This is a genomic window from Zoogloea ramigera, from assembly GCF_006539865.1.
Lineage (GTDB): Bacteria > Pseudomonadota > Gammaproteobacteria > Burkholderiales > Rhodocyclaceae > Zoogloea > Zoogloea ramigera.
This window is the reverse complement of the sequence record NZ_BJNV01000062.1, coordinates 18,658-29,916: the sequence shown is the minus strand read 5'-3', so window position 1 is coordinate 29,916 and position 11,259 is coordinate 18,658. Positions and strand designations below refer to the sequence as shown.

Annotated in this window: 13 protein-coding genes; 2 read left to right on the top strand and 11 right to left on the bottom strand. The window is 66.8% G+C overall.

Annotated elements, in window-relative coordinates:
* Positions 1–164: Rha family transcriptional regulator (locus tag ZRA01_RS21400; protein ID WP_170182995.1), on the bottom strand; the 164-nt coding region annotated here is incomplete at its 3' end.
* A 317-nt stretch (positions 165–481) separates the two neighbouring features.
* A complete protein-coding gene (locus tag ZRA01_RS15910; RefSeq protein WP_141353997.1) occupies positions 482–1,075 on the bottom strand; it encodes a recombinase family protein in 594 nt (197 codons plus the stop codon).
* A gap of 420 nt (positions 1,076–1,495) precedes the next feature.
* On the opposite strand from ZRA01_RS15910, the gene ZRA01_RS15905 reads away from it, so the two are divergent.
* Both ZRA01_RS15905 and ZRA01_RS15900 read left to right on the top strand, forming a co-directional pair.
* Positions 1,496–1,804, top strand: coding sequence for a hypothetical protein (locus tag ZRA01_RS15905; protein ID WP_141353995.1), 309 nt, complete (start codon positions 1,496–1,498; stop codon positions 1,802–1,804).
* 235 nt (positions 1,805–2,039) lie between these two features.
* Positions 2,040–2,741 carry a hypothetical protein gene (locus tag ZRA01_RS15900; RefSeq protein WP_141353993.1) on the top strand — a complete coding sequence of 234 codons (702 nt, stop codon included), beginning with the start codon at positions 2,040–2,042 and terminating at the stop codon, positions 2,739–2,741.
* 77 nt (positions 2,742–2,818) lie between these two features.
* Here the strand turns inward: ZRA01_RS15900 and ZRA01_RS15895 are convergent, their stop codons facing one another.
* The 9 genes from ZRA01_RS15895 to paaK form a co-directional block, all read right to left on the bottom strand.
* Positions 2,819–3,916 (bottom strand): 2Fe-2S iron-sulfur cluster-binding protein, encoded by a 1,098-nt coding sequence (locus tag ZRA01_RS15895; protein WP_141353991.1) that lies wholly within the window; start codon positions 3,914–3,916, stop codon positions 2,819–2,821.
* 137 nt (positions 3,917–4,053) lie between these two features.
* Positions 4,054–4,554, bottom strand: a complete 501-nt coding sequence (paaD, locus tag ZRA01_RS15890; RefSeq protein WP_141353989.1) for a 1,2-phenylacetyl-CoA epoxidase subunit PaaD — start codon at positions 4,552–4,554, stop codon at positions 4,054–4,056.
* 4 nt (positions 4,555–4,558) lie between these two features.
* Complete coding sequence (gene paaC / locus ZRA01_RS15885) at positions 4,559–5,341, bottom strand: 1,2-phenylacetyl-CoA epoxidase subunit PaaC (protein ID WP_141353987.1); 783 nt, start codon at positions 5,339–5,341, stop codon at positions 4,559–4,561.
* Complete coding sequence (paaB, locus tag ZRA01_RS15880; RefSeq protein ID WP_141353985.1) at positions 5,341–5,637, bottom strand: 1,2-phenylacetyl-CoA epoxidase subunit PaaB; 297 nt, start codon at positions 5,635–5,637, stop codon at positions 5,341–5,343. The genes paaC and paaB overlap by 1 nt, the downstream gene beginning before the upstream one ends.
* Positions 5,634–6,647: a 1,2-phenylacetyl-CoA epoxidase subunit PaaA gene (gene paaA / locus ZRA01_RS15875; protein WP_141353983.1), complete on the bottom strand. Its 1,014-nt coding sequence runs from the start codon at positions 6,645–6,647 to the stop codon at positions 5,634–5,636. Before paaA ends, paaB begins: the two co-directional genes overlap by 4 nt.
* A gap of 33 nt (positions 6,648–6,680) precedes the next feature.
* Positions 6,681–7,469: an enoyl-CoA hydratase/isomerase family protein gene (locus ZRA01_RS15870; RefSeq protein ID WP_141353981.1), complete on the bottom strand. Its 789-nt coding sequence runs from the start codon at positions 7,467–7,469 to the stop codon at positions 6,681–6,683.
* A 47-nt stretch (positions 7,470–7,516) separates the two neighbouring features.
* Complete coding sequence (locus tag ZRA01_RS15865; protein ID WP_141353979.1) at positions 7,517–8,671, bottom strand: ABC transporter substrate-binding protein; 1,155 nt, start codon at positions 8,669–8,671, stop codon at positions 7,517–7,519.
* A 28-nt stretch (positions 8,672–8,699) separates the two neighbouring features.
* Positions 8,700–9,905, bottom strand: a complete 1,206-nt coding sequence (gene pcaF, locus ZRA01_RS15860; protein WP_141353977.1) for a 3-oxoadipyl-CoA thiolase — start codon at positions 9,903–9,905, stop codon at positions 8,700–8,702.
* A 13-nt stretch (positions 9,906–9,918) separates the two neighbouring features.
* A complete protein-coding gene (gene paaK, locus ZRA01_RS15855) occupies positions 9,919–11,244 on the bottom strand; it encodes a phenylacetate--CoA ligase PaaK (RefSeq protein ID WP_141353975.1) in 1,326 nt (441 codons plus the stop codon).
* Between the last annotated feature and the right edge of the window lie 15 nt (positions 11,245–11,259).

Genomic DNA, 11,259 nt, shown 5'->3' with positions numbered 1-11,259 from the left:
GCTTTCGGGAGGCGGAACTCCGGCATGGCCTTGTTTTGGGCGCTCATGTAGGAGCCTTGAAAACTCAAGTCTCCGATTTGCAGCTCGGCCAGCATCTTCCGAATGTCGAGCAGCACGTTGAAGTGCTCCTTCCCGGTCAGCTCGGCAATCTCGCGGCTGCTCATCGTGGTCACAGGGGTCACCTCCTGCCCGGCCTTGTACGTCGCTGCCGCTTGCGGCGAGCTTGGGGGAGGTTTGGGTGGTCCTTCTAAACCCGGGGTTTATCGGATGGGCCTAGGAGGCGTTTAAACGGCCTGTAGCGGCCTCCTGAGCTTCGAGGCTATCAATCCAGCACCCGCAACAAAAGACGGCCAAAAGAGCTTTAAAACGGCTTACCGTCGATTCCCCGAAATGGGCAAAACAAAGACGGCCCCGAAAGACCGCCTGAAGGGGGCAACAAAACAGGGAGCCGCGCTCACGCTCCCCCGAGGTTCGCCGAGGCTCACGAATCAACGGCCGGCCCCTTGTCCCGGGCCCGCATGATCGTCTGTCGGCTCGTCTTCAGCTCCTTGGCGAGGGCGGACACGCTTTCCCCCTTGCCGAGGCGGACCCTGACGGCCTCCTGCTCGGCGTCTGTAAGGGCTCCTGGGCGGCCGATGGCCTTCCCTTCCTCCTTCGCCCGGGCTAGTCCCGCCTGTGTCCGTTCAATGAGCAAGTCCCGCTCGAACTCCGCCACCGCCGCTAGAACCTGCATCGTCATCTTCCCCGCTGGGCTGGTGAGGTCCATTCCCCCGAGGGCGAGACAATGGACGCTGACGCCCCGCTTGCCGAGGTCTTCGATGGTGGCCCGTACATCCATCGCATTGCGCCCGAGTCGGTCCAGCTTGGTGACGATGAGCACGTCTTCATGGTCCAGCTTGTCCAGGAGCTTGGCGAAGACCGGGCGCTGCTTGGTCTCCTGGGAGCCGCTGACGACCTCCCGATAGATGCGGCGGTCTTCCAGGTTGAACCCGCCCTGCCTGATTTCTTGAACTTGGTTGTCGGTGGTCTGTTCCTGGGTTGAGACGCGGCAGTAGGCGAAGACGCGGGCGGTCATGGCGAGGGGCTCCTGAAGGTGTCCGATTTGGATGTCCGATAGTCTCACCCTGTCCAATACCCTGTCAAGCTAGGTTCCGTACAGGGTCCGCCGAGGGTGTCCGCAAACGGTCGGTTTAGGACAGGCTTCAGGGGGCCCGAGGAAGGCCGGCACGGGCCCTGAAGAGGCGCCGAGGGTGACGGGCAAGGCGAGGGAGACGGCCGCACCTGGGCCACGATAGAGGCTTTGCCGGGCGCCCATGCGGTCCCCTATCGGCTGCGGCTGCGTGGGTGGCTGTCGGGGCGGGTACGGGGGGAATGGGCGCTTTGCTTACGAAGTCTGGCCCCTCGAAAATTTCCAGCGGATTTTTCGGGGCTTGAGGTTGAAATCGGCCAGCTAACCCTCATCTAAATTGAATTCGCGACCGCTAGGAGAACGTAGATGAACAACCCCAAACCGAGTTATCAAATCATTCCCGCCCAGCCGGGATTTTCGTTGGTCTATGACCTGGGGCCTGAAGAACGCACGGTAGAACTGGGCGAACCCGTGATTGCATGGCGAGTAGAGACTTCCGCAACGAAAGATGACCCTTGTGATTTCTCCTCAGTCTGCATCCCAATCACAGTTGATGGGGACATGGACCCGAGTTGCGCCGGTGTCCAGAACCCGGACAAGACCGTCACCGTGTTTTTCTCAGGCACCTATAGTTCGATTGCTGAACTTCAAGCGGAGCGATACCCGAAAGTCTAACGGAGCCCAGCTACCCAAATCGCTTGGCTCTTCTGATAACTGCGTGGTAGAGTTTGACCTACAGGCAGTCGGGAACCCAGTAACGGCGCGGGTTTTGAGACGTGGTTCGATCCCTTTTCACCTGTCGGGGGGACCAACCAAGCACTTCAAGCCGTATCACGCAGCATCAGAAACACCCGAAGAAGCCCGCCGTTGCGGGCTTTTTTCATACTTGGAGCCCAAACCGGGAACCCTCATGCAACTCACCGAACAACAAGCTGAATTCATCGCGCTCCTCGAGGCTGCTTCCAGCCGGGTGAATCAATTCGTCGAGAAGGCCCTGGGGCCGCTGGTGGAGGCCTACGGCACAGCCTGTCTGGCGCCTTCGCGGCTGCCGCTGGATTACGTGCTCAACCTCGCCCAGCTCTATCTGCGCCTCGAGAGCGTGCGCCAGTGCGAGGCCTGCCGCGCCGCGCTGGGGGTGTACGAGGACGGCCCGGTACGGGTGACCACGGAGAAGGCGAGCCGAGTCCTGACCCTCGCCGCGCTGCAGTTCAACCGCCATGAGGGCGTCGGCGGCGGGGTGTGGCTGCCGGAGGATCTGCGCCGCATCCTCGGGGTGGCCGAGGGGGAGCAGAACCCCAATCAGGCCCAGCTGATCTTCCAGGACGTGATCAACGAGGCGGCCTCGCGCTACCTGATCCGCAGCGTCTTCGAGGCCGGCGTGCGCCTCTCGGAGCTGCATTACGATCAGGCCAAGGTGTTCCCGGCACCCCTGCTCGGGCGGGGTACGGCGGCGATGGCCTATGCGCCCCTGCCCTACTCCGATGAGCTGCAGCAGCAGATTTCCCAGGCGCGGGAGCTCGTTTCGGCCCACTTCGACGCGCTGGCCGACGAGGCGATCGAGGATGGTGGCGCCGGGGCAAAGCGCGTCGGGTTGAGCCGGCACTATCACTGAGCGCGGTTCTTAACGCACCAATAGCGAGGCCGCCCCATGAGGCGGCCTCGCTGTTTTATGGCGCCAGGCTTGCGAGCTCAGCGTTCGTCGAAGCTCACCAACAGGCGCTTGCTGGTGGCGCGGGCCTGGCAGCTGAGCACGAAGCCCTGGGCCACCTCGGGCGCTTCGAGGGTGAAGTTCTTGTCCATCACCACCGTGCCGTCGAGCACCTTGGCGCGGCAGGTGCAGCACACGCCGGCCTTGCACGAGAACGGCAGGTCGAGGCCGGCGTTGAGGGCCGCGTCGAGCACGTGTTCGTCGGGGCCGATGGCGAGTTCGTGCTCCTTGCCATCGAGCACCACCGTGAGGGCGATGTCCTTTTTGGCCTGGGCCACCGCAGCGGCGCTTGCGCCAGCACCCACCGGCTTGGCCCCTGCTGGCAGGCCGGCAGTGAAGCGCTCGGTGCGGATGCGGTCGGCGGGCACACCGGCCTGCACCAGCGCGTCCTCGGTGGCGCTTATCATGGCGTCGGGGCCGCAGATGAAGACCTCGTCCATGCTCCCCACCGGCAACAGGGCCTTGATGATCTCGCGCACCTTGTCGCCGTCGATGCGGCCCTGGAGCAGATCAACCTCCTGGGCCTGGCGCGACAGCACGTGGATCAGCGTGAGGCGGTCGCGGTAGCGGTCCTTGAGGTCCTGCAGGGCCTCGTTGAACATCACCGACGACATGCGGCGGTTGCCATAGACCAGGGTGAACTTGGACCCGGGCTGCTCCTCGAGCGTGCTCGCGGCGATCGATAGGATGGGCGTGATGCCCGAGCCGGCGGCAAAGCCCACGCGGTGGATCGCGCGCTTCTTCTTGACCACGAAGCGGCCATCCGGCGGCATCACCTGGATGGTGTCGCCGGCCTTGATGGACTGGGCAGCCCAGTTGGAGAACAGGCCGTTCTCGACCGGGCGGATGCCGATCTCGAGCTCGCCCCGGGCGGCCAGGCGGCTGCGCGGGCTGCTGATGGAATAGCTGCGGCGCACGTCCTGGCCGGCCACGTTGGCGCGCAGGGTGAGGAACTGGCCGGGCTCGAAGGCAAAGCTGTCCTTCGCCTCGTCGGGGATGGCCAGGGTGATCGCCACCGCGCCGGCCGCCTCGGGGCTGACGCGCTTGACGGTGAGGTCGTGAAATCGGAGAGCTGACATGTGGGGCTCCTTCGGAGCAGGGAGGAGACGGGAGTGAGGAGTGAGGAGGCCTTGACCGATCCTGTTGCACGGACGATCGCCAGCGCAAGATGTTTCAGCCCGGTCTCCTTACTCCTCTCCCCTTACGCCTCCCCGCCTCAATACGGTTTGAAGTAATCGAACGGCTCCTGGCAGTCGAGGCACTTGTACAGTGCCTTGCAGGCAGTCGAGCCGAACTGGGAGGTGACGACGGTGCGGCTTGAGCCGCAGTGGGGGCAGCTCACAACGTCGGCCGCCGGGCGTTTGATGAAGCGCATCACCGAGACGTCGGGCGCCGGCCGGGTGTGGGGCGGCGCGATGCCGTAGGCGTGGAGCTTGGCCTTGGCTGCGTCGCTCATCCAGTCGGTGGTCCACGGGGGCGACAGGCGGGTGACGACCCGCGCCGCCACGCCCAGCTCGGCGAGCCTGGCGCGCACGTCGTCCTCGATCTGGCCCATCGCCGGACAGCCGCTGTAGGTGGGCGTGATGACCACCTCGAGGCCGTCCGGGGCGTCGTTCACCTCCCGCAGGATGCCGAGCTCGCGCAGGGTGACCACCGGGATCTCCGGGTCGGTCAGGGCTTCCAGCGCGGCCCACACCCTTTCGGTGGCGGTGCTCATGGTGTCACCAGCGGCCATCGGGGTGGGCGCGAGCGAGGCTCTGCATCTCGGCGAGCAGGAAACCCAGGTGCTCGGAGTGCAGGCCGACCTTGCCCTCGGTGACGTAGCCGTGGAAGTTCGGGCGGCTCAGCGTGGCCTCGGCCAGCGCGTCGTTCACCATCGCGTCCCAGGCCGGGCGCAGGGCCCACACGTCGACGGCCACGTGGGCGGCCACCGCCGCGCCTTCGGCCGGGCTGGTGGTCCAGAACTCCTCGGTGTAAGGCATCAGGTGGTCCACCGCCGCCTGCACGCGGGCGTGGGATTCGTCGGTGCCGTCGCCCATCCGCACCAGCCAGTCACGGGCGTGGTGGAGGTGGTAGCTGGTCTCCTTGACCGACTTGGCGGCGATGGCCGCCAGGCCCGCGTCGGCGGAGTTCTGCAGGCCGTCCCACACCAGCACCATCAGCGCGGAGTACAAAAAGTTGCGCACGATGGTGGTGGCGTAGTCCCGGTCGGCCGCCGCGTAGCCCACCAGCGGGCCGTGGTGCGGGAGCTCCAGCAGCGTGTAGTTGCGAAACTCGTGGGCGTCGCGGAAGTAGGCGAGCTGGTCCTCGCTGGCGTCGCCGCCCTTCAGCTCGGCCACGCGCTGGTAGAGCAGCCGGGCCTGGCCGATGAGGTCGAGGCTGACGTTGGCGAGCGCCAGGTCTTCTTCGAGGATGGGGCCGTGGCCGCACCATTCGGCGTTGCGCTGGCCCAGCACCACGGCGTTGTCGGCCAGGTGCAGCAGGTAGTCGATGGGCGTGCTCATTACATGTGCCCCACTTCTTCGGGGATTTCGTAGAAGGTCGGGTGGCGGTAGATCTTGTCGGCCGCCGGGTCGAACAGCTCGCCCTTGTCGTCAGGGTTGCTGGCGGTGATCGAGGCGGACGGCACGACCCAGATGCTCACGCCTTCCTGGCGGCGGGTGTAAACGTCGCGGGCCATGTGCAGCGCCTGGGACGCGTCGGCGGCGTGCAGGCTGCCGCAGTGCTTGTGCTCGAGGCCCTGCTTGCTACGGACGAAAACTTCCCAGAGGGGCCATTCCTTGAGTGCGGGGGTGTTCATGCTGCCTCCTTCATCGCGCGTTCTTGTTGCTTGCGGGTGTAAGCCAGGGCGGCATCGCGCACCCACTGGCCATCGGTGTGGGCCTTGACCCGGGTGGACAGGCGTTCCTTGTTGCAGGGGCCGTTGCCTTCGACGGTGTTCCAGAACTCGGCCCAGTCGATCTGGCCGTAGTCGTAGTGCTGGCGCGCCTCGTTCCACTTGAGGTCGGGGTCGGGCAGCGTGATGCCGAGCACCTTGGCCTGGGGCACGGTGGCGTCCACGAACTTCTGGCGCAGGTCGTCGTTGCTGATGCGCTTGATGCCCCAGCGCATGCCCTGGGCGCTGTTGGGGCTGTCGGCGTCGGGCGGCCCAAACATGGCGAGGCACTTCCACCACCAGCGGTTCACCGCGTCCTGCACCATGGCCTTCTGGGCCTCGGTGCCGGTCATCATCACCAGCAGCGCTTCGTAGCCCTGGCGCTGGTGGAAGGATTCCTCCTTGCAGACGCGCACCATGGCCCGGGCGTAGGGGCCGTAGGAGCAGCGGCACAGGGGGATCTGGTTCATGATCGCGGCGCCGTCGACCAGCCAGCCGATCACGCCCACGTCGGCCCAGGTGAGGGTCGGGTAGTTGAAGATCGAGCTGTACTTGGCGCGGCCGCTGTGCAGGCCTTCGAGCAGCTGGTCACGGCTGGTGCCGAGGGTCTCGGCGGCGGAATACAGATACAGCCCGTGGCCGCCCTCGTCCTGCACCTTGGCGATCAGGATGGCCTTGCGCTTGAGGCTGGGTGCGCGGGAGATCCAGTTGCCTTCGGGCAGCATGCCGACGATCTCGCTGTGGGCGTGCTGGCTGATCTGGCGCACGAGGGTCTTGCGGTAGGCCTCGGGCATCCAGTCCTGGGGTTCGATGCGGCCGTCGGCGTCGATGCGGGCATCGAAGCGGGCCATCTCTTCGGGGTTCTCGGTGGAGAGCGTCGGCGCGGCGGGCTTTTGCCCCGGCGCGTCGGCTACGCTGAACGACTGGGTATACATGGATCGTCTCCTCTTGGTTTAGTCTGCAAGCGCTCAGGCGAGCCAGGCAGGCGGGCGTTTGTCGAGAAAGGCGGCAATGCCGTCGCGGGCCTCGTCGGTGGCGCGGCGGCGGGCGATGCGCTGGGCGGTTTCCTCGCTCACCGCATCGTCGATGGGGCGGCCATCGACGGCGGCGATGAGGTCCTTGGCGGCCTTCTGGGCGTCGGGGGCGCAGCTGACCAGCTGTTCCGTAAGACGGGCGATGGCAGCGTCGAGTTCGGCTGCCGGCACCACCTCGCCCACCAGGCCCATCGCCAGGGCGCGGGCGGCGTCGATGCGCTCGGCGCTCTGGAAGATGCGCAGCGCGTGGCGCGGGCCGACGGCGCGCAGCACGAAGGGGCTGATCACCGCCGGGATGATTCCGAACTTGACCTCGGAGGTCGAAAACTGGGCGTCGTCGGCGGCGATCGCCATGTCGCAGGCAGCGGTGAGGCCGGTGCCACCGCCCAGGGCGGCGCCCTGCACGCGGGCGATGGTCGGCTTGCCCATCCCGGCGAGGGCCCGCAGCATGTCGGCGAAGCGTCGCGCGTCGGCGAGGTTCTCGGCCTCACTGAAGCCGGCAGCGCGGCGCATCCAGTTGAGGTCGGCGCCGGCCGAGAAGTGGCGACCGCGGCCGGCCAGCACCACCACGCGCACGCTGCGGTCGGCGTCGAGCGCGCGACAGGCGGCGCTGAGTTCGTCGATGAGCTGCTCGTCGAAGGCGTTGAAGACCGCCGGACGATTCATCCAGATCGTCGCGACCCGCCCGCTGCGCTCGATCTCGAGGGTTTCAAAATGTGCCATGGGGGCTCCCGCGGGGGCCGGCCTGGTGGCCAGGCCCCGTGCGTCGGTTACTGAGAGATTGTCCAGTCGCCGCCCTTGACTTCGAGCATGCGGAAGGAGGACAGATCGAGGCCCATGTGATCGGTGGGCGACATGTTGAACTTGCCGCTGGTGCCGACGAAGCCCTTGGTGGCCTCGATGGCGTCGCGCACCTTGGCCTTGTCGGTGGAGCCTGCGCGCTTGATGGCATCGACGGCGATCATCAGGCCGTCGTAGGCGTAGCCGCCAAAGGTGGACACGTCCTGCTTGTAGCGTTCCTTGTAGGCATTGGCGTAGGCGGTCACGACGGGCTTCTGCGGGTCGGCGGCGGGCAGCTTCTCGGGGATCAGCTGGGCCGGCGACGGCAGGCGCACGCCTTCGGCAGCCGGGCCGGCGAGCTTCAGGAACTCGTCCGAGGCCACGCCGTGGGACTGGTACAGCGGCAGCGTGATGCCGAGCTGCTTGTAGTTCTTGGTGACGATGGCCGGGCCCTGGCCGAGGCCGAACACGAACACGGCCTGCACGCCGGCGGTGTTCTTGATCTTGGTGAGCTGCGGGCTCATGTCGGTGTCCTTCGGCCCGTAGGTCTCGTTGGCCACCAGGGTGACGCCGTACTTGGCGGCGACGGCCTCGGTCTCCTTCCTGCCGGACTGGCCGAAACCGCTGGTCTCGGAGAACAGCGCCACCTTGCTGATGCCGCGCTTCTTCATGTCCTCAAACACCTTCTCGGCGGCCATGCGGTCGGTGTGGGGCGTCTTGAAGACCCACTTCTTGACCGGCTCGACGATCACCACGGCACCCGCCAGGGAGATGAAGGGCACGCCGGCCCGCTCGACCAGCGGCACGGTGGACATGGTCGAGCCGGTGGTGGTGCCGCCGACGATGAGGTCGACCTTGTCATCGTCGATCAGGCGCTTGGCGAAGCCGTTGGCCTTGTTGGCGTCGCTGCCGTCGTCGTAGTGCACCAGCTGGAGCTGTCGGCCGAGCACGCCGCCCTTCTTGTTGATGTCTTCCACGTAGAGCTGGAGCGTTTTGAGTTCCGGGTCGCCCAGGAAGGCGGCCGGGCCGGTGACCGACAAAATGGAGCCGATCTTGATCGGGTCGGCGGCGATGGCACTGATGCTGCCCAGGCTGCCGAGGGCCAGCGCAGCGCCGGCCAGGATGGTCTTGAAGGTTTTTTTCATGGTCTTTTGTCTCCTTTGGTGGTGTTGCTCAAACGCGCTCGATGATCATCGCGATGCCCTGCCCCACCCCGATGCACATGGTGCATAGGGCATAGCGGCCGCCGCGGCGGTGGAGTTCGTACATGGCGGTGGTGACCAGGCGGGCGCCGCTCATGCCCAGCGGGTGGCCCATGGCGATGGCGCCGCCGTTGGGGTTCACGCGCGCCTCGTCGTCGGCCAGGCCCAGGTCGCGCAGCACCGCCAGGCCCTGGGCGGCGAAGGCTTCGTTGAGCTCGATGACGTCCATCTGATCGAGGCTGAGGCCGGTGTTGGCGAGCACCTTGCGTACCGCCGGCGCCGGGCCAAAGCCCATGATGCGCGGCGCAAGGCCGGCGGTGGCCATCGCCACCACGCGGGCCTTCGGCGTGAGCCCGTGGCGGGCGGCGGCGGCTTCGGAGGCCAGCAGCAGCGCACAGGCGCCGTCATTCACCCCCGAGGCGTTGCCGGCGGTCACCGTGAGCTCGGGGCCGTTGACGCCCTTCAGCTTGGCCAGCATCTCGAGGGTGGTCTCGGGGCGCGGGTGCTCGTCGGTGTCGAAGACGATCGGGTCGCCCTTCTTGCGCGGGATCTCCACCGGCACCAGCTCGTCGGCGAAGCGGCCGGCGGCGTGGGCAGCGGCCCAGCGCTGCTGAGAGCGCAGCGCGAAGGCGTCCTGGTCGGCCCGGCCGATGCCGAAATCGGCCGCCACGTTGTCGGCGGTCTGGGGCATCGAGTGGGTCTCGTAGAGCTTCTTCATCAGCGGGTTGATGAAGCGCCAGCCGATGGTGGTGTCGTGGATCGCCGCACTGCGCGAGAAGGCCGATTCGGCCTTGCCCATCACGAAGGGGGCGCGGCTCATGCTCTCGACGCCGCCGGCGATCATCAGCCCGGTCTCGCCGGACTTGATGCTGCGGGCGGCCAGGCCCACCGCGTCCATGCCCGAGCCGCACAGGCGGTTGACGGTGGTGCCCGGCACCTCCACCGGCAGCCCGGCCAGCAGGCCCGACATGCGGGCCACGTTGCGGTTGTCCTCGCCGGCCTGGTTGGCGCAGCCGTAGATGATGTCCTCGACGGCGGCCCAATCCACCTGAGGGTTGCGCGCCATCAGGGCCTTGAGCGGGATGGCGCCCAGGTCGTCCGGCCGCACGCTGGCGAGGGTGCCGCCGTAGCGCCCGATGGGCGTGCGGATGGCGTCGCAGATAAAGGCGTTGTTCATCGTCCGGGTCTCCTTACAGCTGCTTGGGGCGTTCGTCGATGACGCGGCGGGCCTTGCCGGTCTGGGTGCGCGGGATGGTGTCGAAGTCCATCACCTTGATCTTGGTGGAGATGCCGATGATGGTCTTGATGTGGTGCTGCAGCGTGCGGCTGACCTCCTCGAGGGCAGCGCGGCTGAGCTTGCCGGAGAGCTCGCGCTGGACTTCGCAGCGCACCTCCACGTTGTCCAGGTGGCCGTCGCGGGACAGCACGATCTGGTAGTTACCGGTGAGGCGCGGGTCGCGCATGATCTGCTCCTCGATCTGGGTCGGGAACACATTCACGCCGCGCACGATCAGCATGTCGTCGGAGCGGCCGGTGATCTTGTCGAAGCGGCGGAACGACCGGGAGGTGGGCGGCAGGAGGCGCGTGAGGTCGCGGGTGCGGTAGCGGATGACCGGGAAGGCCTCCTTGGTGAGGGAGGTGAACACCAGCTCGCCATCCTGGCCGTCGGGCAGCACTTCACCGGTCTCGGGGTCGATGATCTCGGGGTAGAAGTGGTCTTCCCAGATCACCGGGCCGTCCTTGCTCTCGATGCACTCGCAGGCCACGCCGGGGCCCATCACCTCGGTGAGACCGTAGATGTCGATGGCGTCGATGCCGAGCTTGCGCTCGATTTCGCCGCGCATCCCCTCACCCCACGGCTCGGCGCCGAAGATGCCGACCTTGAGGGAGATCTCGTCGGGCTTGATGCCCAGGCGCTCGAACTCCTCGGCGATCACCAGCGAGTACGACGGGGTGACCATGATGATCTCGGGCTTGAAGTCCATGATCTGCTGGACCTGCTTCTCGGTCTGGCCGCCGGACATCGGCACCACCGTGCAGCCCAGGCGCTCGGCGCCGCCGTGGGCACCGAGGCCGCCGGTGAACATGCCGTAGCCGTAGGCCACGTGCACCATGTCGCCGGCCCGGCCGCCCGCGGCGCGGATCGAACGGGCGACGAGGTTGGCCCAGTTGTCGAGGTCGTTCTTGGTGTAGCCGACCACCACCGACTTGCCGGTCGTGCCGCTCGAGGCGTGCAGGCGCGCCACCTTGCTGCGCGGCACCGCGAACAGGCCGAACGGGTAGTTGTCCCGCAGGTCGGTCTTGGTCATGAACGGAAACTTGGACAGGTCGGAGAGCTGCTTGAGGTCGTCCGGGTGGACGCCCTTCTCCTGGCAGCGCTTGCGGTAGGGCTCGACGTTGTCGTAGGTGTGGCGCACCGACCACTTGAGGCGTTCGAGCTGCAGGGCCGAGATCTCGTCGCGGCTGGCTGTTTCGATGGCTTCCAGGTCGCCGGGCTGCGGGCGCTTGACGGGCATGGGTGTCTCCTCTCT

Bases quoted from the DNA above. Each gene is read 5' to 3' on its own strand.
- paaC (WP_141353987.1), bottom strand. From the start codon at position 5,341: ATGAGCACGCCCATCGACTACCTGCTGCACCTGGCCGACAACGCCGTG.
- ZRA01_RS15900 (WP_141353993.1), top strand. From the start codon at position 2,040: ATGCAACTCACCGAACAACAAGCTGAATTCATCGCGCTCCTCGAGGCT.
- paaA (WP_141353983.1), bottom strand. From the start codon at position 6,647: ATGTATACCCAGTCGTTCAGCGTAGCCGACGCGCCGGGGCAAAAGCCC.
- ZRA01_RS15870 (WP_141353981.1), bottom strand. From the start codon at position 7,469: ATGGCACATTTTGAAACCCTCGAGATCGAGCGCAGCGGGCGGGTCGCG.
- ZRA01_RS15865 (WP_141353979.1), bottom strand. From the start codon at position 8,671: ATGAAAAAAACCTTCAAGACCATCCTGGCCGGCGCTGCGCTGGCCCTC.
- ZRA01_RS15895 (WP_141353991.1), bottom strand. From the start codon at position 3,916: ATGTCAGCTCTCCGATTTCACGACCTCACCGTCAAGCGCGTCAGCCCC.
- pcaF (WP_141353977.1), bottom strand. From the start codon at position 9,905: ATGAACAACGCCTTTATCTGCGACGCCATCCGCACGCCCATCGGGCGC.
- ZRA01_RS15910 (WP_141353997.1), bottom strand. From the start codon at position 1,075: ATGACCGCCCGCGTCTTCGCCTACTGCCGCGTCTCAACCCAGGAACAG.
- paaK (WP_141353975.1), bottom strand. From the start codon at position 11,244: ATGCCCGTCAAGCGCCCGCAGCCCGGCGACCTGGAAGCCATCGAAACA.
- paaB (WP_141353985.1), bottom strand. From the start codon at position 5,637: ATGAACACCCCCGCACTCAAGGAATGGCCCCTCTGGGAAGTTTTCGTC.
- paaD (WP_141353989.1), bottom strand. From the start codon at position 4,554: ATGAGCACCGCCACCGAAAGGGTGTGGGCCGCGCTGGAAGCCCTGACC.
- ZRA01_RS15905 (WP_141353995.1), top strand. From the start codon at position 1,496: ATGAACAACCCCAAACCGAGTTATCAAATCATTCCCGCCCAGCCGGGA.